The organism is Crocosphaera chwakensis CCY0110 (genome assembly GCF_000169335.1).
GTDB lineage: Bacteria > Cyanobacteriota > Cyanobacteriia > Cyanobacteriales > Microcystaceae > Crocosphaera > Crocosphaera chwakensis.
This window is the reverse complement of the sequence record NZ_AAXW01000018.1, coordinates 33,801-55,478: the sequence shown is the minus strand read 5'-3', so window position 1 is coordinate 55,478 and position 21,678 is coordinate 33,801. Positions and strand designations below refer to the sequence as shown.

General features: G+C 39.1%; 15 protein-coding genes. 5 read left to right on the top strand and 10 right to left on the bottom strand.

Features of this window, described 5'->3' with window-relative positions; all coding sequences use genetic code 11:
• Positions 1 to 325 precede the first annotated feature (325 nt).
• Genes CY0110_RS13315 through CY0110_RS13305 form a run of 3 tightly spaced genes read left to right on the top strand, consistent with a single transcriptional unit; the run spans position 326 to position 1,468 of the window.
• Positions 326 to 646: a DsrE family protein gene (locus CY0110_RS13315; protein ID WP_008275967.1), complete on the top strand. Its 321-nt coding sequence runs from the start codon at positions 326 to 328 to the stop codon at positions 644 to 646.
• Positions 647 to 667: 21 nt separating this feature from the next.
• A complete protein-coding gene (locus CY0110_RS13310) occupies positions 668 to 1,078 on the top strand; it encodes a DsrE/DsrF/TusD sulfur relay family protein (protein ID WP_008275966.1) in 411 nt (136 codons plus the stop codon).
• Positions 1,079 to 1,087: 9 nt separating this feature from the next.
• Complete coding sequence (locus tag CY0110_RS13305; RefSeq protein WP_008275965.1) at positions 1,088 to 1,468, top strand: DsrE family protein; 381 nt, start codon at positions 1,088 to 1,090, stop codon at positions 1,466 to 1,468.
• A gap of 36 nt (positions 1,469 to 1,504) precedes the next feature.
• Here the strand turns inward: CY0110_RS13305 and CY0110_RS13300 are convergent, their stop codons facing one another.
• Positions 1,505 to 3,601 (bottom strand): Ig-like domain-containing protein, encoded by a 2,097-nt coding sequence (locus CY0110_RS13300; protein WP_008275964.1) that lies wholly within the window; start codon positions 3,599 to 3,601, stop codon positions 1,505 to 1,507.
• A gap of 254 nt (positions 3,602 to 3,855) precedes the next feature.
• On the opposite strand from CY0110_RS13300, the gene CY0110_RS29275 reads away from it, so the two are divergent.
• A protein-coding gene (locus CY0110_RS29275; protein ID WP_085961785.1) for an IS630 family transposase occupies positions 3,856 to 4,804 on the top strand; the annotation gives its coding sequence in 2 pieces (ribosomal slippage) (positions 3,856 to 4,196 and positions 4,195 to 4,804; 951 coding nt in all).
• Here the strand turns inward: CY0110_RS29275 and CY0110_RS13280 are convergent.
• The 5 genes from CY0110_RS13280 to thrC form a co-directional block, all read right to left on the bottom strand.
• Positions 4,789 to 7,395: a beta strand repeat-containing protein gene (locus tag CY0110_RS13280; protein WP_008275963.1), complete on the bottom strand. Its 2,607-nt coding sequence runs from the start codon at positions 7,393 to 7,395 to the stop codon at positions 4,789 to 4,791. The two genes, CY0110_RS29275 and CY0110_RS13280, sit on opposite strands and share 16 nt — an antisense overlap.
• A gap of 462 nt (positions 7,396 to 7,857) precedes the next feature.
• On the bottom strand, positions 7,858 to 9,531 hold the full coding sequence (locus CY0110_RS13275) for an alpha-glucosidase (protein ID WP_008275962.1): 1,674 nt from the start codon (positions 9,529 to 9,531) through the stop codon (positions 7,858 to 7,860).
• A gap of 101 nt (positions 9,532 to 9,632) precedes the next feature.
• Positions 9,633 to 11,357, bottom strand: a complete 1,725-nt coding sequence (locus CY0110_RS13270) for an alpha-glucosidase (RefSeq protein ID WP_008275961.1) — start codon at positions 11,355 to 11,357, stop codon at positions 9,633 to 9,635.
• Positions 11,358 to 11,439: 82 nt separating this feature from the next.
• On the bottom strand, positions 11,440 to 13,191 hold the full coding sequence (locus CY0110_RS13265) for an alpha-glucosidase family protein (protein WP_008275960.1): 1,752 nt from the start codon (positions 13,189 to 13,191) through the stop codon (positions 11,440 to 11,442).
• Between the two features lie 406 nt (positions 13,192 to 13,597).
• Positions 13,598 to 14,728, bottom strand: a complete 1,131-nt coding sequence (thrC, locus tag CY0110_RS13260; protein ID WP_035799355.1) for a threonine synthase — start codon at positions 14,726 to 14,728, stop codon at positions 13,598 to 13,600.
• Positions 14,729 to 14,834: 106 nt separating this feature from the next.
• On the opposite strand from thrC, the gene CY0110_RS13255 reads away from it, so the two are divergent.
• Positions 14,835 to 16,337 (top strand): UDP-N-acetylmuramoyl-L-alanyl-D-glutamate--2,6-diaminopimelate ligase, encoded by a 1,503-nt coding sequence (locus CY0110_RS13255; protein ID WP_035799394.1) that lies wholly within the window; start codon positions 14,835 to 14,837, stop codon positions 16,335 to 16,337.
• A gap of 168 nt (positions 16,338 to 16,505) precedes the next feature.
• Here CY0110_RS13255 and CY0110_RS13250 read toward each other — a convergent pair whose 3' ends face one another.
• From CY0110_RS13250 to CY0110_RS13235, 4 genes are all read right to left on the bottom strand, one after another.
• Positions 16,506 to 17,078 (bottom strand): hypothetical protein, encoded by a 573-nt coding sequence (locus CY0110_RS13250; RefSeq protein WP_008275957.1) that lies wholly within the window; start codon positions 17,076 to 17,078, stop codon positions 16,506 to 16,508.
• 88 nt (positions 17,079 to 17,166) lie between these two features.
• Positions 17,167 to 18,381: a type II secretion system F family protein gene (locus tag CY0110_RS13245; RefSeq protein ID WP_008275956.1), complete on the bottom strand. Its 1,215-nt coding sequence runs from the start codon at positions 18,379 to 18,381 to the stop codon at positions 17,167 to 17,169.
• A gap of 39 nt (positions 18,382 to 18,420) precedes the next feature.
• Entirely contained in the window at positions 18,421 to 19,527 is a 1,107-nt protein-coding gene (locus CY0110_RS13240; RefSeq protein ID WP_008275955.1) for a type IV pilus twitching motility protein PilT, read from the bottom strand.
• Positions 19,528 to 19,557: 30 nt separating this feature from the next.
• Positions 19,558 to 21,591, bottom strand: coding sequence for a GspE/PulE family protein (locus CY0110_RS13235; RefSeq protein ID WP_008275954.1), 2,034 nt, complete (start codon positions 21,589 to 21,591; stop codon positions 19,558 to 19,560).
• Positions 21,592 to 21,678: the final 87 nt, after the last annotated feature.

Here is a 21,678-nt window from a genome sequence, read left to right as displayed (position 1 = left end):
TTAACATCGATTGTCTTTTAAGATTTTCTAGACGACCTTGCTGCTAAATAAGCTCAAGGTGTTTAACATCTAGGGAATCAACCTCCGTAAGACATCTCAATTGTAGCAAACCATCACAAAAATTATGAGCAAAGCTTGAGTAATTTGGAAATATTAACACTTATCCTTAAAGTTAGTGATAGGGTTGTAGGAGAAGTCGCCGGTCTGAAGAAAGTATCGTGATAACCCTAGACTTCAATAATTTTGAGAACAAGAAATGTTCTTAATTATCTCACTCTGAGATGAACGATGATCACTCCTCAAATCAGTTACAATCTAGCAATCAATGGCTAAATATTTCCTAATTGAATCACAAAGTCCCTTTGATTATCCAGAGGTAAATAATAATTATAATCTCGCCTCTGATCTCGCTGATGCTGGTAACGAAGTTACCTTATTTTTAATCGAAAATGGTGTATTAGCAGCCCGTTCTACTGTAGCGTCTCAAGGATTAACAAGTCTGGAAAAAGTCAAGTTATTGGCGGACGAATTTTCCTTAGATGAACGAGGCATTGATACCACAGAGTTAGGAACTAAAATAGAAGTTTCTAACGTTGCATCTATCGTGGATGCCATGAGTCAAGGACAAAAAATGATGTGGTTATAATTAATAGGAGAATTTAAAAAAATGAGTAAGACAGTTTTAAGTTTTTTGTTGATGGACGGACCTTTTGAACAGGCCAGAACCACCACAGCTTTTCGTATGATTGATGCTGCTTTAGAAAAGGGATACGATGTTAAAGTATTTACCTATGAAGGGGGTGTTTCTTTAGCCTTTGCCCATCAAAAACCCCATGCCAATAGTGTTCATGGTCGTACTTTTGACGAAGAAAATCACCCTTTAACTAAAGATTGGATCACAGCTTTATTTGATAAAGCAAAAAATAAAGGTTGTGAATTAGAATGGGTTAATTGTGGGCTTTGCGTCGATGAAAGAGGAGTTAATGATGCGGTAGAAGGCTGTCGTCGTGGCGCACCTAAAGATTTTTGGGAATGGTCTAAAGAAGCAAACGGAACCTTAGTTATTGGCACAAAATAAGGAGCAAATATGAAAGTATTACAAGTGATTCAGTCCGCTTATCGTTGCACCATTGAAGAACAAGATGATCCCGTGGTTTGGTTTATTCAAGTGTTAGAAACCATTGGCGGTGACGTTGATATTGTCTTACGAGCAAATGCGGTTAATTACGCTGTTAAAGGTCAAGTTATCGAAGGGCTGTCTTTTGGTGAATGGAAACAAAGTTTTCCTGCTAAACTTGATGACGATTTGCAACAATGTCTTGACAAAGGCATTAAAGTTTATGCAATTAGTGAAGATATTTCTAAACGAGGGATTCCTGAAGATAAATTATTAGGAGGAATTGAGAAAATATCTTTTAAAGAATTGCCTAAATTGTTTGATAATTATGAACAAGTTTGGCATTGGTAATTCTATCGGTAGGGTAGGCATTGCCTACCTTACTAACTATGTCACTTCGGATAAAACAAGATTTCGGAATTGACTAGAACTGCCCAAATTGTTAATTGTATCATTATCATTCATAAAGACTAAACGGTCAAAATTGCCCGTAAAATATTGACCAAGATTAATAGAATAATCTTTCCAACCATTAACGGCTTGGGAATCATTTAATCCTTGATAATCATTGAATGCTTGATTAGCAAAGGTTTGGGTTCCATACAATTGAAAGAGGGTATTAGTATTATTAAACAAATCATCATCATTATCAAAACCAATTCCTTGTATTTCCCCTTCATCTACGCTACGGAATTGGAAACTTAGACGGGTATTGGCTGTAATATTATAGTTGCCTAAGTCCCAAGATTTCCAAGCATTATTTTCAACTTTTACTTGATTTCCATGATCGAGATAAGTGACAGTTGCTTCTGAGGTATCTTGCGGTAAATTGTTACCATTTAAAACAGAAGCATCACCATAGGTTTGAAGAGATTTACTAATGGTTGTTCCGTTAATGGTTAGGTTGAGTTGATTAGTAGGAGGTGGGGGTGTATTTTCTGATAAAATTAAATTACGAAACTGACTAGAACTGCCTAAATTATTAGGAGTATCGTTATCATTCATGAACACTAAACGGTTATAGGTTCCTGTTAAAAAGTCTCCGACATTAATGGTATAACTTTTCCAACCCTCAACCGTATTGTAATTATTGAAAGTTTGATTGCCAAAGCTTTGTGTTCCAAACAGTTGAAAGAGAGTATTGGTATTATCAAATACGTTGTCATTATTATCAAAACCAATTCCTTGTATTTCTCCTTCACTATCGCTACGGAATTCAAAGGTTAAAACCGTATCACTGGTAATGTTATAGTTACCTAAATCCCAAGATTTCCAAGCATTATTTTCAACTTCAACTTGATTTCCATTATCAAGATAAGTAACAGTTGCTTCTGGGGTATCTTGCGGTAAATTATTACCATTTAAAACAGACGCATCACCGTAGGTTTGAAGGGATTTACTTTGATTGGTTCCGTTAATAGTTAGGTTAAGTTGATTGGTGGTTGGTGGCGAAGATAGACCATTAATTGTTACAGTAACAGTACCATTATCACTATCTTGTCCATCACTGATAGTATAAGTAAAGGTATCGGTTGCTGTTTCTCCTGCTAATAAATAATCAAACTGACTATTAGGATTATAGCTGAATGTTTGATCATTATTAATGGTTAATAATGCACCTGATGATAAAGTAATGGGATTACCTTCTGTAAAGATTGAACCATTAATTTGAGTGATGATTAATGGATCATTATCTGTATCTTCATCATTAATTACGAAGTTTTCATTAAGAATTGTCGCTTCATCAGTGGTGTAAGAATCGTTGTTAGCAACGGGTGGATTATTCGTAGGAGGTGGAGGTGTATTTTCCGATAAAATGATGTTCCGAAACTGACTAGAACTGCCTAAATTATTAGGAGTATCGTTATCATTCATGAACACTAAATGATTATAGGTTCCTGTAAAATAGTCTCCTACATTAATCGTGTAACTTTTCCAACCCTCAACCGTATTGTAATTATTGAAGGTTTGATTACCAAAGGTTTGTGTTCCAAACAGTTGAAAGAGAGTATTGGTATTATCAAATACGTTGTCATTATTATCAAAACCAATTCCTTGTATTTCTCCTTCACTATCGCTACGAAATTCAAAGGTTAAAACCGTATCACTGGTAATGTTATAGTTACCTAAATCCCAGGATTTCCAAGCATTATTTTCAACTTGAACTTGATTTCCATTATCGAGATAAGTGACAGTTGCTTCTGAGGTATCTTGCGGTAAATTATTACCATTTAAAATAGAAGCATCACCATAGGTTTGAAGAGATTTACTAATGGTTGTTCCATTAATGGTTAAATTCAGTTGATTGGTTGTTGGTGGCGGTGTGGTTTCGCTTAAAACAAGATTACGAAACTGACTCGAACTGCCTAAATTATTAGGAGTATCATTATCATTCATGAAGATTAAACGATTGTAACTTCCCGTAAAATAATCCCCTACATTAATGGTATAAGTTTTCCAACCATCAGCAGAATTATATAGCATTTCCCATACCCATGAGGTACACTAAGGGAGAAACTATATTATGCGATCGCTTAAAAAATGAGACCTTACTCAATAGACCTAAGAAATAAGATTATAGAAATTTGGAAAAAAGAGAAAATTTCTATAAGAAAACTAGCTCAACACTTTGGAGTATCGAAAAGTTTTATTCAAAAATTAATTAAAAAATATATAGCATTTCCCTGACTCATGAGGTACATTATAGATTGTAATATCTATTACTGATGTACTAAAAAATGAAGCCTTATTCTATAGACTTTAGAGAAAAAATCATAGAAGTGTGGAAAAAAGAAAACCTCTCTATCAGGAATCTAGCTAAGCGTTTTGGAGTAGCGAAAAGCTTTATTCAAAAATTGCTTAAACAATATCAACAAACTGGAGATATTAGACCTTTACCGCAAGGAGGAAGCCCATCTCCTAAGCTTAATAGTGAGCAATTGGTTATTTTAGTGGAAATCATGGAAAAAAATAATGATGCAACTCTCGAAGAATTATGTGAGTTACTCTATAAAGAAACAGGAGTGCAAGTCAAAAAAACCACAATGGGAAGAATCAGCCAAAGATTGAATTATAGTGTCAAAAAAAACTTTATATGCACCTGAAAAAGACAATGAAAAAGTCCATCAAAAAAGAGTGAAGTTTTGGGAAACCATTCGAGATGTAAAGACAAATAATTTAATTTTTATAGACGAATCAGGAGTGAATTTAGCAATGCTGAGACTATACGCTAGGTCGCTAAAAGGCACGAGAGCTAGGGGAGAAAAACCCCAGAAGCGAGGCAAAAATATTTCTATTATTAGTGCATTATCCTTAGATAAAGTTCTGGCAACAAAGAATATTTACGGGTCAGTAGACGGAATTACATTTGAAGCTTTTATCCTCACAGAATTAGTACCAAAGCTATGGAAAGATGCTTGTGTTGTTATGGATAATGCTAGAATTCATCTGGGAGAAATGGTCAAAGAATCTATTGAAAAAGTCGGGGCTAATGTAATTTACCTACCTCCTTATTCTCCTGAATTTTCTCCGATTGAAAATTTCTGGTCAAAAGTCAAAGCTATTTTGAGAAAAATCAAAGCAAGAAACTATAAAGACCTAATAGAAGGTATTACATCAGCTATGTTACAAGTTACCAAACAAGATATTCGTAACTGGTTTACTCATTGCTGCTACTGTACCTCATGACTATGGGAATTGCTATAATTATTGAAGGTTTGATTACTGACGTTCCAGGTTTGGGTTCCAAACAGTTGGAATAAAGTGTTAGGAGTATCAAAAACATTGTCATTATTATCAAAACCAATTCCTTGTATTTCTCCTTCACTATCACTGCGAAATTGGAAGGTTAACACTGTATTGTCAGTAATGTTGTAGTTACCTAAATCCCAAGATTTCCAAGCATTGTTATTAAGTTGGACTTGATTCCCATTATCGAGATAAGTGACCACAGCTTGTGAAGTATCTTGAGGCAGAGAGTTACCATTATTGACAGAAGCATCACCATAGGTTTGAAGGGGTTTACTTTGAGGTGTTTCATTCAGATTAATAATTAATTCGTCTACTAAATCATTAATATTGATAGTGAAAGCTTCCGAATAAGTATTGTTAGCGGAATCTCTCGTTTGTACCCGAATACTGTAACTATTTTGTGCTTCAAAATCAAAGATACTGTTGGTTTTTAAAGTATTCCCATCAATGGTAAATAAGTTATTATCAGTATCTCCCGTTCCTGAAACTAAACTATAAGTAAATGTTTCCCCAGTATCGGGATCTGTAGTGGTGAACGTTCCTACTGTCGTGTTAATGGGTTCATTTTCATCAACATTGTTATTGCTTAGGGAAATATCTGTCGGTGCTTCATTATTTTCATCGACAAAAACGAAGACATTTGAGTTAATATCGAGTCCTGTAATGCCCTGTAATAAAGCAATTAATTCGTTAGGTTCACCATTAGGTTTGTTGAGATAGATACCTGTGCCTGAAATGCTACCAATGGTGGTATCCACGAGAGAATAATCTGCTGTTGTCCCGTTAAGTTGTATGGTATCTTCAACAACATTAAGATCCGTAATTAGGGCATAATCGGTTAAGCCTGATGTGGTATTGTTGTCATCATCATAGTAAGGGTTAGCAATGTCCCCTAAAATAAAAGCATCTGCGCCTATTCCCCCTGTTAAGCGATCAATTTCGTTAATTCCAGGTAAAGCATTGCCTGCGTTTACCCCAGAAATGCGATCGTTTCCGTCACCACCGTTTAAAGCATCATTACCTTCTCCTCCATTTAAAGTATCGTTGCCAGCAAAGCCTCGTAAATCATCATTTAAGTTTGTTCCTGTAATATTTAATTGTTCAAAGTTAGAGTAACTTAGAAGAAATGAATTGCCAGAACGGGTGAAGATTTGAGTATTAGAGGGATTATCAATCCCAAATCCATTGACGAAATTAGGATGAGTTGCATTGGTGTAGTCAAGGTTGAGGGTATCGTTTCCTTCTCCTCCATTAACACTTCCAGTAATAACGCCACCATCATGAATGAGGGTAACAGTATCATTTCCTAATCCAGTGTTGATGGTGACAGCATCGTCTTCTCCACTCAAAATTATATTGTCATCGCCATCTCCTGTGGTAATTGAACCAATCAGTTCAAAATTTTTGGCTTGAGTATTACTATCTCCTTGCAGTTGAGAATCAGTATTGCTTAAATCTAATGTCCAGTTAATTGTATTGGTTGCGTTACTGAGGTTAAGATCAAGGCTATCTTCCCCTGCACCACCATCAAGAACATCTCCTGCTTCTCCCCTGAGAGTGTCATTTCCTTGACCACCATTCAAAGAAGAATTGCCACTACGATCAATTCCTGTAAGAACATCGTTTAAACTTGTACCCGTAATATTAATTTGTTCAAAGTTGGCATAACTTAGAAGAAATAAATTGCCAGAACGGGTGAAGATTTGAGTATTAGAGGGATTATCAATCCCAAATCCATTGACGAAATTAGGATGAGTTGCATTGGTGTAGTCAAGGTTGAGGGTATCGTTTCCTTCTCCTCCATTAACACTTCCAAAAATATTAATAATAACATCGTCTCCATCTCCCCCTCTAATGGTATTACTACCCCCCGCACCATCTAAGGTATCATTTCCCCCCAACCCGTCAATCACATCATTCTCTGCCGTCCCCGTAATATTATCATCGCCCGCAGTTCCCGTAAACGTCGCCATTTCTACCGCAACCATCTCCCCGTCAATATTTACCACCCCGTGATCATCTTCTGCTTTCAACTGTGCCAACCCTTCAGTTGATAAATCTTCACCCATTACCAACGCCGAAAAAATAGCCCCTTCATCTCCCTCACTGTCTTCACTACCATTCAGCAAAACATCTACATGATGACCATATTCTTCTAAAAATAACCTTGCTAACCCTTCAACACTACGAACTTGCTGTAGATATTTATAAGCAAGATAGATCACCCCATTAGAGGCACTATAAGCTCCCACTGCTCCATTTAACTCAGATTGATAACGCACCTCAATAGTAGGAAAACTACTAAAATCACCCTCAGACCAAGCTAACTGTAAATTAGAAAGTTTTGTCAAATTTTGTGAATAATTTCCAAAAGGAACCACCATTTTTTCCTGAAATTCTGACTCCGAAGCAAACTCCTGTAACTGAGTTTGACTCAAAAGAATAGCTTGCTCTAAAGAAGCTAAAAGTTCTTGATTTCCTAGTTCAGCAATCACACCAATAATAGAAACAAAATAATTAGAAGACATGAAAATTATTCCAACCTTGCTAGATTTCGCAGTTAGCTATTAGAGAAAAACTAAAAATTTTTCTCTTAATCAAAAATTAAGTTTTAAGAAAATAAAAAATTAGGGAACTTTATACATAAAGAAAACTGGAAAGAATAGAAAGATCCAAATCTTTATAATTGTTAAAGAGCTATCTTTTACTCGCTAAATTTCCAGTCACTTTAAAGTTAGCATACATATCAAAATAGGTGTGTTATTTTTAATGTATAACTTCACGTATATCTTCGTGTATATTTTTTAAACAAAAATTTATCACTTTTGTCAGTTAACAATAAATAAAAGCTTTTCTGGTCGCCAAATTTATCTTAACCTAAGTAAATAACCTTTAAACTTAGATAAATTCACGGTTTTAGCGTTTACAAAGTAGAACTACCAGTCATAATAATAAGTATAGGGTGAGCATTACCCACCCTACTAACTTGATTAACTCAAACAATCCCCAAAAAAGACCCCATAACCAGGAATTTCAATGGTATGGTCATATCTACGATTGGTAAAATCCGATTCATCAGACTCTTTACAATTAGGATAATTAGACAAGTCGTGACGAAGTGCCACAGGACTTAAATTGAATAAACAGATTAGATGTTGTTCTTTGCATTTACGAGCGAAACCTAATAACGGTTCCGGCGTATCAAGTAACGTTAGATCCCCATTGCGTAAAGCCGGTTGTCGGTTACGCCAACTAAATAAGCGACGGTATTTATTCAATAATGACATTGCTTCCTTTTCTTGGATATCTACCGCCATCGGACAATGTTCAGCAGGAATAGGTAACCAGGGTTCTTTGGCTGTGGTAAAACCAGCTTGATGGGAAGAAGGTTCCCAAGGCATGGGAGTTCGACAACCATCTCGGCCTAAAATATCGGGATAACCTTGTAACCCATAGGGATCTTGCATTTTTTCATAGGGAATGTCTGCTTGAGTTAACCCCAACTCATCCCCTTGATAAATACAGCAACTGCCTTTGAGAGCGAGAATTAAAGCAACTAATAAATGCTCAAACGCTTCTTCGGTAAAGTGATCAATTTCTTGATGTTTTTGCCAACGACTCTTCAGACGAGGGAAATCATGGGTTCCGGCTGTCCAACAAATGACCCCGTCTTGAAAATGGGTTTCGATGCGTTGAATCATTTCTCGGAGTCTAGAGTAACTAAACGGCTCATCTTTCATTAATTCCGAGTTATAAGCCATGTGAAGTTTATCATCACCCGAAACATATTCACTGGCCAATAGCAGGGGATCTTCTGCGCTACTAATTTCAGCTAAAGTCGTGGTTCCAGGATATTCATCCATTACCTGACGAATGGATGTAAGAAGATCGGTGATTTCCGGTTGACAGAAATTATGGACATTTAAGAAATCAAAAAACGGATCTTTAGGATCAGCACCAGCCGGCCGTTTCATTTCTGGGGGACGGGGAGGATTATCCCGTAATTGGCGATCGTGGAGATAAAAATTAACCACATCGAGTCGAAACCCATCCACCCCCATATCTAACCAAAACCGAGCCACATCAAAGATAGCTTCTTTCACCTCTGGGTTATACCAATTCAGATCCGGTTGAGATACTAAAAAACTGTGTAAATAATATTGCTGTCGGGTTTCGTCCCATTCCCAAGCACTACCCCCAAAGGTGGCACGCCAATTATTGGGTGGGGAACCATCGGGTTTAGGATCTTCCCAAACATACCAGTCAGCTTTAGCATTATCCCAACTACTCCGACTTTCAATAAACCAAGGATGTTGATCAGAGGTATGATTCCATACTTGATCGATTAAAATTCTTAAGTTGCGATCGTGAGCTTCTTTAAGCAATAATTGGAAATCTTCCATCGTGCCAAACATCGGTTCAATGGCTCGATAGTCAGAAATATCGTAGCCAAAATCCTTCATTGGCGATTTAAAAAAAGGAGAAATCCAAACCGCATCCACTTCGAGTTGAGCAATATAGTCTAATTTGTGAATAATCCCTGGTAAATCTCCAATACCATCTCCATTACTATCGAAAAAGCTTCGAGGATACACTTGATAAATGGCAGCACTCCGCCACCAATCTTGTGCTTGAGATTGTTTTGATGCAACAGATAAATTCATACAGTCATGCTATTTAAGGTTTACTGAAAATATTGTTTAGTCGGAAGTGATAGGGATGACGAGATAACTTTCCTTACTCCCTACTCCCTCATCAACCCTAACTAAGAGGATATCGCCTCTTTAGCAACAGGAGGACTAAAGGGTAAGCGATCGCTTTGCTCGCTCACAGAGAGTAAACTACCAAAAAATACACCATACCCTGGTAGATGAACTTTTCCATCTTTGATGGTCAACTTTTGTAGGTAAGGAGTCCGAAAAGGACGACAAGGATCATAAGCCGATAAATCGTAATCAACGGGTTCATTACTCATATTGAATAAACAGAGTAACTTTTGTTCTTCGGTTTCCCGAATAAATCCAAACAATGGGTCTGGAGTTTCCATAATTTCGCAGTTACCGTGCATCATTGCCGGTTGTCCTTTGCGCCAGTGTAACAGTCTGCGCCAGGTATTCAGCAGGGAATTGGGTTGATTATCTTCTATATTCACTGCTCGTTCTAAGTGACCTTTAGGAATGGGTAACCAAGATTGTTCTCCTGTGGTAAATCCAGCATTAGGAGCATCAGCCACCCAAGGAATGGGGGTACGGGAGCCATCTCGGCCTTGAATAGCGGGATAAAGTTCTTTACCGAAGGGATCTTGCATCGCTTCAACGGGAATATCTTCTGGAATGCGAGCCACAGGTAACCCCAATTCATCCCCTTGGTAGAGACAAAATGCCCCTGGTAAGCTCACTAACACACCAGCCATCATCTGATAAAACTCATCCGAATAAGGATTCCCTTCTTCATCTTTCCCTGTCCAACAAGAGCGTAACCGTCCATAGTCGTGGTTTCCCACCATCCAACACATACCGTCGTCTTCTTGGAACTTGTCAATAACCCGTTCTAGGGCATGACGAATGCGACTGGCTGTCATCGGTTCTTCAAATAAAAGTGCGCTATTGTAAGCTAAATGGAGTTTTTCATCGCCAGCCGTATATTCAGCAGCCAGGGCGACGGAATCTTCGCAGAGGGTGACTTCTCCCAGGGTAATGACACTGTATTCAGCCACCAGTTGACGAATGCGGTTTAAATAGTCGAGGGTTTCGGGACGACAAAAATTATAGACGAACAATTGACGAGCAAAAGGATTTCGCATTGATACCCCTTCTGGAATAGGATCATCAGGCGATCGCACGGGATTATTCCGTAGTTCAGGATCATGGATGTAAAAATTAACTGCATCGAGACGAAATCCATCAACCCCTCGCTCTAGCCAAAAACGGGCTTCTTCAAACACCGCATCGATCACTTCAGGGTTGTGCCAGTTAAGATCCGGTTGACTCTTCAAAAAATTGTGCATATAAAATTGTTCTCGTTCAGGACACCAGGCCCAAGCACTACCCCCAAACGCAGATAGCCAGTTGTTGGGAGGGGTTCCGTCTGGATTAGGATCAGCCCAAATATACCAGTCTGCTTTAGCATTGGTTCTATTTTCACGACTTTCTAAGAACCAGGGATGTTTATGGGAAGTATGACTCCAAATCTGGTCAAGAAAGACTTTTAACCCTCTTGCCTGTGCTAAACTGACTAGACGATCAAAATCGTCTAAACTGCCATAAACGGGATCGATATTTCTTAAGTCCGTTGGGTCATAGCCTAAATCTTCTCTGGGAGATTCATAAATGGGACACATCCAGATGGCATCTACTCCCAAAGCACAAATATAATCTAATTTGCTAATAATGCCATTGAGATCCCCTTCTCCATCTCCAGTGGTGTCCATAAAACTACGGGGCAAGATATGATAAATTACGGCGTTTTGCCACCATTTAACAGTTTGCATAGGTATTGACTCAGTTTATTGTCTCTCTGGTTTTTGGATGATTAGGATAAAAGTCTTGACTTATGTTCGACTCGTCCCTTTGCTACAAGGATAAATTAGCAAAAAATATCCCATAGCTTTGCAATTTTAGGGTATCTCCTTCTAAGTCAAATTCAAAACCTAAATCTGTTTCTGCTAAATAGTTCCCGTGCATGGATAAGTCATATGTTGTTGGGTTATGACTGAGATTAAATACACAAAGTAACTGTTGAAATTTGCATTGGCGGATAAATACGAGCAGGGGTTCTTCGGTGTCTAATAATTTAACATCTCCTTTGACTAGAGCAGGTTGTCGTTTACGCCAGTGTAGCATTCTGCGCCAAGTATTGAGCAAGGATTTAGGGTCAGCATTTTGACGATCAACTGCTTGCCGTAGATGCTTTTGAGGAATCGGTAACCAAGGTTCATCCCCATCGCTAAAGCCAGCATTAGGTGCATTTTCTGACCAAGGCATAGGAGTCCGAGAACCATCTCGCCCTGGTACTGTTGGATAGAGTGCTTGACCAAAGGGATCTTGAATTTTGTCTTCAGGAATATCTTTGGGAATTTTGGCTTCTTCTAACCCCAGTTCGTCCCCTTGGTACAGACATAATGCTCCTGGTAAACAGATCAAAAGAGCAGCAATGGCATGATAAAATTCGTCAGGATAGGGTTGACCTTCGGCATTTACCCCTGTCCAACGCGATCGCAAACGTCCATAATCATGATTGCCCACCATCCAACATTGACCCCCATCGGGAAAATGGGTCTGAACTTTTTGGAGGATTTGGCGCATTAAAGTAGCACTAATGGGTTCATCCACTAATAACGCACTGTTATAAGCTAGATTTAGGCGATTTTCTCCTGTAACGTATTCACCCGACAGAGCAATGGAGTCTTCGCATAAAGTGACTTCTCCTAGGGTGACTGCATCGCCATAATGTTCACACAACTCTCGAATAGGGTTAATTGCCTCCAAGTTTTCAGGACGGCAGAAATTATATTGAAACATATGATCAACCATAGGATTATTGGGATCAACCCCATCAGGAAAAATGCCATTATCAGGACGAATGGGATTATCTCGCAGATGTTTATCGTGAATATAAAAGTTGACTGCATCTAAGCGAAAACCGTCAATGCCTAAGTCCAGCCAAAACTCAGCTTGTCGCAGCAGTTCGGCGACAACATCTCGATTATGCCAGTTTAATTCTGGTTGACTGGGTAAAAAGTTATAAAAATAATACTGTTGTCGAACGTCGTCCCATTGCCAAGCACTTTCCCCCATAAATGCCGATAGCCAATTATTGGGAGGGGAACCATCTTCTTTAGCATCAGCCCACACATACCAATCTGCTTTAGGATTATCCCGATTTTTTCGACTTTCTACAAACCAAGGATGTTGATCAGAGGTATGATTCCAAACTCCATCCACTAATACTTTAATGCCAAAACCGTGAGCAATTTCTAACAGACGTTTAAAATCTTCTATTTCCCCAAAAGTCGGATCAACTTCTCGCATATCAGTAATGTCATAACCCATATCTTCCAAGGGAGATTCAAAGAATGGCGATAACCAAATGGCATCCACTCCTAAAGAGGCGATGTAATCCATTTTGGCAATAATGCCATCAAGATCACCCATGCCGTTGCTGGTGGTATCTTTGAAGCTAGAAACGTAGATTTGATAGATTATTGCGTGTTGCCACCAATGATGATCCGATTGTTGATTATTGGTTTCTTCTAACGTTTGAACATATCCATCAATTATGAAATTCTTCCACCATTTTGTATCAGTATTTTTTTGAATTATCATATTCGTTATAGAGATTTTAAGACATTTTGAGACAGTAGGAATTGCACAGTTAGTCTCAATATGAATGGTTTGACGTGAGATTCGACCGATATATATAGCAACAGATATCGACTCTATGCCCATCCTACTGAATGATATTCCAATATTACCATCTTAATTTCTGCCTCTTAATCTATCTAGGGATGTAGGTTTTTTTATCAAAATTTTTCTTCTGAGATGGTTTTATACTGAAATAGAATGATATTTACATTCTCTATTTTTAAGTGATCACTTGATTACGATAGTCAATATTACCCAGTTTTTTTAAAGCATTGATCTCGATTATTATATTTATTATCTTGATATTTTTCTTGATTTTTAAGCAGGAAGGTGAGCATTGCCCACCCTACAGTTTTTTTATCGTTCCTCAAAAACCCATTACTTTAGCGACTTGCGATAATTCAGGTTTAATGCCAGACTTAACTTGATTATCGCTATGCTTGATGGCACAGTCAGGATCTTTTAAACCATTACCTGTCAAGACACAAACTATAGTAGACTCAGCCGGAACCTGATCTTTAACTTTCAATAACCCGGCCACCGAGGCAGCACTAGCTGGTTCGCAAAATACCCCTTCATGGGCAGCCAAAATACGATAAGCTTCTAATATTTCCTCATCGGTAACCGCATTAAACTCTCCTTGACTAGCATCTTTTGCTCCCCAAGCTTTGTCCCAGTTGGCCGGGTTACCGATACGAATAGCAGTAGCGAGGGTTTCCGGTTTTGCTACTGGTTGGCCACCAATAAATGGGGCTGCTCCAGCTGCTTGAAAGCCCATCATTTTTGGCAATTTACTGGTTTTCCCTAAACTATGATATTGACAAAATCCCATCCAATAAGCACTAATATTCCCTGCGTTGCCCACTGGGATACATAACCAGTCGGGGGCATTTCCCAACACATCTACTACCTCAAAAGCTGCGGTTTTTTGTCCTTCTAAACGGTAAGGGTTAACTGAGTTAACTAGGGTAACAGGATAATTCTCGGCCATCTGTTTAACTACCGTCAACGCATCATCAAAGTTCCCGTCAATGGCAATCACTTCCGCACCGTATAATAAGGCTTGTGCTAGTTTTCCTAAGGCGACATAACCGTCGGGAATAATCACAAAGGCTCGCATTCCGGCGCGTCTAGCGTAAGCAGCAGCAGCAGCAGAAGTGTTGCCGGTACTGGCGCAAATAACTGCTTTTGCCCCGTCTTCTTTGGCCTTAGAAATCGCCATAGTCATACCCCGATCTTTAAAACTGCCAGTAGGGTTTAAACCATCATATTTAACAAAAACTTTAACTCCTTTGCCCACTTGTTGAGAAATGTAGGGGGCAGGAATAAGAGGGGTATTGCCTTCTAAGAGGGTCACAACTGGGGTGCTTTCCGTAACGGGAAGATAAGGGCGATAGGTTTCTATTAACCCCGGCCAAGGTTTAACGTCTGATGAAGGTACGATCACTTTTGTCGAGGGGGAGACTGAAGGGAACGACGTTAACGATTGAACAGCCATAGGGTTCTAGGTGACAGATTTTGATAAGTTAAGCCAAAGATGCTTATATTATCTATTGTACCTTATCTATTTCAAGCACGGATCAGTGACCAGTTATATGCCTAATATGTTTACTACAAGGAAACTCTACGACTTGTTGAATAACGTTCCAAGTATTTCTACGCTTCCTCAACATCCTGCTTTAGAAAGGGACGTTAAGGGAATCTCAACCAATTCTCATGCTTGCCAAACAGGAGACATCTTTATTGGTATGCCGGGGACTCGTGTCGATGGGGGTGAGTTCTGGCAAAGTGCGATGGAGGTGGGGGCAACGGCAGCTATTATTAGTCCTCAAGCAGCGGAGAAATTTCCTCCTAATGACGACCAATGTGTAATCATTGTGGATGATTTAATTACGGTTGCTGCTGAAATAGCGGCTGCTTTTTATGGGCATCCGGCACAACAACTAAAGATGATCGGGGTAACCGGAACTAACGGCAAAACGACTACAACTCATTTAATTGAGTATTTTCTGGGCCAATCTCAAAAACCTACGGCTTTAATTGGCACATTATATACTCGTTGGCCAGGGTTTGAACAAACAGCTATCCATACCACACCCTTTGCCCCTGAATTACAAGAACAACTGGCCCAAGCAGTGGCAGCGAATAATGAATATTGCGTCATGGAAGTTAGTTCCCATGCGTTAGCTCAAGGGCGAGTTAAACAATGTCCTTTTAAAGTGAGTGTGTTTACCAACTTAACGCAAGATCATCTTGACTTTCATAAGGATATGGAAGATTATTTTTCAGCAAAACAGTTATTATTTACGCCAGATTATTTACAAGAAAAAGCGATTATTAATTTAGATGATCCCTATGGTAAACGATTAATTGAAAGTTTCAAGCCTGAGCAAGTTTGGAGTTACAGTGTTAGCAATGCTGAGGCGGATTTTTATACCAGTGATTTAACCTATCGAGGTAATGGAGTAACAGGAACGTTATATACACCTTTAGGAAGCGTTGAGTTTAGCTCTCCGCTAGTGGGACAATTCAATTTATCTAACGTTTTAGCAGCCGTTTCAGCAGTCTTACATTTTGGCTTAGACTTAACAGAAACTATAGAAAGTTTACCTCACTTTTTGGGAGTTCCTGGACGCATGGAACGGGTACAAATTAACGAAAAACAAGATATTAGTGTCATTGTTGATTATGCCCATACTCCTGATAGTTTAGAAAACTCTTTAAAAGCAGCCCGTCCTTTTGTTAAAGGTAAACTGATTTGTGTGTTTGGTTGTGGGGGCGATCGCGATCGCACAAAACGTCCCTTGATGGGTCAAGCGTCTGCCCAATTAGCTGATGTTTCTGTTGTCACTTCTGATAACCCCAGAACTGAAGATCCCCAGCGAATTTTAGAGGATATTTTAACAGGAATTTCTCAAAGTGTGGAGCCTTTAGTGATTAGCGATCGTGCCGAAGCCATTAAAACAGCTATTTTACAAGCTAAGCCAGGTGATGGAGTTTTAATAGCAGGAAAAGGCCACGAAGATTATCAAATTTTAGGGACAGAAAAAATCCATTTTGATGACCGAGAAGAGGCGAGAAAAGCCTTAGAAATGCGATTTGAATAATCAAAAATGGATAATTGATTATTGAGCGTTAATTATCCATTATTTTCTAATAACGACCAACAAAACTAAATATTTTGTTGCAATTTTGAGATTCTTGAGCAGATTATTGTCTTTGAGTATTATTTTAAGTTGAAAAGCTTAAGAAAAAGAGAATTGCTATTTAAAATTCTAAATTTTCAAAGATTCTACATTTTCCTCAATTTCTTCAGGAATAGACTGTTGAACAATATAAGGTAAACAAGCACCTTTTAATCCTTTTTTGATTCTATCTAAGGTATGTTCAAAGACTACAAATAAAGGATAAACTTTCTCGCCCCCTTCACTTAACATATGAGCTTCTTTCATCGGCATTAACCATTCATAATCTTTATCTAAATGAATTTGCGTTTGTCGCCAACGGCCCAATAAATGGGAAAAATCTTCGTGGGGACGATGAATAAAAATGATAATTTCTGACCCTAGTTTAATTTTCCATTCTGGATCACACATAATAATAGCAAGATCACAAGGTAATTGAATTGCTTCTTGAATATTAGGAGATGTAAAACGACTTTCGCTTAAAGGTTTTGGTTGGCGAACTTTAACAACAGGTAAAGGCAGCGTAATCAAACTTTCTTCAGGACGACGTAAACTAGGAACCATTTCTAAATAAGAACGATGCTGCTTTAAAAGGGAAATAGCGGATAAGCGATCGCTATATTCACATAAAAGTTGTTCGTAATGAGAGGGTTTAATCGACATAACACAGTTAATAATAAAATAAGCCCTAAAACTATTATAGAGACGTTAGGGAAAACGCCTCTACAAATTTGAAAAATTGACCAATTTTTTACACCAGTTGGTCGAAAATTGAGAACATAGGTAAATACATAGATAAGAGAATCACCCCTACCATACCAGCAATACCAACCATCATTAATGGTTCAATAATACTGGTTAACGCTTTTACCGCTTGTTCAACTTCATCCTCATAAAAATCTGCTACTTTCATCATCATGGCATCGAGTTCCCCTGTTTCTTCCCCGATACAAATCATTTGAATGGCTAACTGAGGAAAAACGTTAGCATTTTGTAGAGCTAAACTCATCATACCCCCTTGTTGAATTTCCGCCTGAGCTCCGGCTACTGCATTGGAAATAACCTTATTTCCAACGGTATTACAAACAATTTCTAAAGAAGTTAAAATAGGAACACCAGAACGAGTTAACGTTCCAAAAACCCGACAAAAACGAGCAACTGCAGACTTTTCATTTAAGTCCCCAAATAGAGGCATTTTTAGAAGAAATTTATCAATTTGTAAGCGTCCGACGGGAGTCTTATAATATTGTTTGATACCAAAAACTAATCCCATAGAACCTACAATTGGAATCAAAATTTTCCAACTCCTCATAATACTACTGAGATAGAGCATAAATTGCGTTAAAGCCGGTAATTCTGCCCCTAAATCTTCAAAAATTCCTGCAAAGACAGGAATTAAAAAGATAGTCATAGCAAAGAAAACAATCACCGCCAAAATACCTACTGTTACAGGATAAGCCATAGCAGATTTAATTTGGTTTTGGAGTCGGGCCATATCTTCTAAAAGTTTCGCCAAACGGTTTAATACTTCATCGAGTACCCCCCCAGTTTCTCCTGCTTCGACCATACTGACATACAGTTGGTCAAAACAGCTAGGATGTTTTTCTAAAGCTTCCGATAAACTAATCCCTTGTTGTACTTCTGCGCTAATAGCTGATAAAGCTTTTTTTAGTTTAGGATTTGTCGCTTGCTCTGACAAAACGCCTAAGCAACGAACGATGGCAACACCAGCATTAATCATTACAGAAAATTGGCGTGAAAAGACTGCTTTATCTTTAACACTAACATTATTTAAAGCTCCTCCGATACCTGAAAAATCAAATTGCATTCCAGCTTCACTGATTTTTCCAATAGCAGGATATTGCTGTCTAAGCATTGCCCGCGCTTGTTCAGGGGAAGTGGCTTCCACTTTTTGCTTAGAAATTTTTCCTTTTAAGTCTTTAACTTGAGCAATGTAAGTAGGCATTTTTTTTCATAAAAAGTAAACAGTAATGAACGATGTAATTTAACGGCGAGATTTCGATTTTGTATTCATACTTGCACCACCGATTAAGCGTTGTAACTCATCGGGTCTAGCACTTTTAGAAACGGCTTCTTCAAAGGAAACTGAACCGCTAACAACTAAGTTAGCTAACGCTTGCTCCATGGTTTGCATTCCTAATTTCATTCCTGTTTGAATCGCTGAATAAACTTGCCCGGCTTTTCCTTCTCGCATTAAGTTAGCAATAGCAGGGGTAACAACCATAATTTCTTGGGCCATTGCCCGACCAAATTCTCCGGGTTTAGGGTTCTTTTTCTTCACTAAACATTGACTAAAAACGGCGATCAAAGAGTTAGATAACATCGCCCGAATTTGAGCTTGTTGGTTAGCTGGAAATACATCAACAATACGATCAATAGTACCGGCAGCTGAATTGGTGTGTAACGTACCAAAAACTAAGTGTCCTGTTTCTGCTGCAGTGATGGCTAAACTAATGGTTTCTAAGTCCCGCATTTCCCCTACTAGAATGATGTCAGGATCTTCCCGTAAAGAAGCTTTTAAGGCATTAGCAAAGGATTTAGTATCTTCTCCTTTTTGTCGTTGGTGAAAGAGGCTTTTAACATTAGGAAAAACGTATTCAATCGGATCTTCAACGGTTAAAATATGTTCTTGTCTAGTGCGATTAATTAAGTCTAAAATCGCTGCTAAGGTGGTAGTTTTCCCCGATCCCGTTTGACCCGTAACCAACACCATCCCCCGTGGTCGTTCGGCCATTTCTCGTACAATATTGGGTAGTCCTAACTGTTCAAAGTTAGGAATTTTCGAGGATAAAGCCCGTAAACAAGCAGCGTAACAACCCCGTTCTTTATAAACATTGACCCGAAACCGTGCCAACCCTTTGACCCCATAGGAACAGTCTAATTCCCAGGTTTGCTCTAACTCTTTACGTTGACTATTATTGAGCATACTGAAAATTAATTTTTGACTTTCTTGAGGAGAAAGGGGTTCTTCATCAATCGGGGCTAATTTACCACTAATACGAAAATAAATGGGCGCACCAGCTTGAATGTGCATATCGGAACCCCCCATTTCCACAAGTTGTTCCATTAAGTCTTCAATCATCATATCCATTGGATGTTTGCTCCTTAAAATAAAATTGAATTAGGTAAATCTGGGAGTCATACAATAGGGACAGTCAACCCACTCCGGTTCGAGGCCTGCAGAACAGGTTTTACACTCAAGAGAACTCTTGCGCTTGGCTTTTAATTCTGCTTCGAGTCCGGTATCGGTAAACGTCACCCGTTCCACTTCTTCAAGGGTGGTATGACCTTCTTGAACCAGTTGTAAACTGTAAGCGAGGATGGTGATCATTCCTTCTTCCACTGCTGCTTCTTTGATGCGATCGGTCGTTGCACCTTCGTTAATAAGGGTTTGAATGCGCTCTGTATTCCGCATGACTTCATACACCCCAACCCTTCCCTTGTAGCCACTACCGCCACATTTTTCGCAAAGGTCTCCCGTTTGTTTCGCTTCGGTGATTTCCTCTGCCGTTAATTTATTAGCCTTATAAATGGTCATTTCATCGTCACTCGAAGCAGATAAGCCAAAACGAGCTAATTCTGCTTTAGTAGGGTTGTAAGGAACACGACATTCACTACATACCCGACGCATTAACCGTTGTGCTAATACACCTAATAACGCTCCAGAAATCATAAAGGGTTCAACCCCCATTTCATCAAGACGAGCAACAGCCCCAGGGGCATCGTTCGTATGTAGGGTGGTTAAAACAAGGTGTCCCGTTAAGGCTGCTTCGATCGCCGTTTTTGCTGTTTCTACGTCCCTGGTTTCCCCGACTAGAATAACGTCAGGATCTTGTCGCATGAAGGCCCGTAAAATTGAGGCAAAATTCATCCCTTTTTCTCGAATCACCTGTACTTGAGTAATACCGGGTAACGAGTATTCAATGGGATCTTCGGCGGTGCTAATATTCACCCCTGGATTGTTTCGTTCGGCTAGGACAGAATATAAACTGGTAGATTTACCTGAACCGGTTGGTCCCGTCACCAACAATAATCCAAAGGGACGACTGGCTAAGTCTCGGACAATTTGTAAGGTTTCTTGGTTAGTAATTAATTTATCTAATCCTAACTGAGTGGCCGAGTTGTCTAAAATCCGTAAACAGACCTTTTCCCCATAACGACTGGGTAAGGTATTTACCCGAAAATCCACTTTTCGACCTTGATAAATGCGTCGAATTTTACCATCTTGAGGAAGACGGCGTTCTGCAATATCGAGATCAGCCATAATTTTGAACCGCGCTACCACCGCAGGGGTTACTTTTCGGGGGAGGGGATCGAAAGCTTGTTGAAGAACCCCATCTTTACGGAAACGAACTCTTAAGGTTTCTTCTTGGGGTTCAATATGAATATCTGAAGTGCCTTCTTGGAGGGCTTTGGCGAGAATTTTATTGACTAAATTAATAACTGGGGCTTGACCTGCATCATTGGCATCAAGAGCATCATGACTTTCATCCTCTGCTTCAGACATTGTGGCATCTAAGTTACCCACAATATCGGTCAGATCAGCCATCTTGTTCATGGCTGCTTCTTGATTAAGCCGTTCATTTTCTGCGTCAATTTGCCCTTGAAGTTCATGATACTGTTCTAATAAACGATCATAATCTTCTTGAGTAATGACCATACGCCGTAACTCTAGGTTTCTCGCCCTCAAGATGCGGTTTAAATCATCTTGGGCTGCTAGGTTATCGGGATCAACCATGGCCACTAAGACGGATGGTGGTTCCCCGCTATGCTCGGATAAAGGTAAAATTTTATGACGACGACAAATATCAAACGGAATTAAGGAATTTATTAATTCAGCCATCTGGCGATCCGCGACGGGGGAAACTTGGGGATCGATAGAGTCGACACCATAAAGAATTTTGAGTTCAAATAAATGGTGTTTTTTATATTGTCGTAATAAATCGGGGGATAAGGGTTCCCCAGTCATCACCTGTAACACTTCTGTTATGGGACGACCGCTTTTACGGGTTTCGACCAGGGCTTGTTTCATCTGATCAGGGCCTACATAACCCGCTTCGATCAGTTTGTTGCCAAAGGGTGAAAAATAATTACGCAGGGCAACCGCCCGACTGCGTTTGGAAGAAGACAAATTGGAAGAAGACAAAGAGGACATAAGGCAGTAGATATAAGCTGCTTACCTTGTTATTATTCCCAAAGCTGTGATTAAAATTACCACGCTGAGAAAAATTCTTTTTGTTAA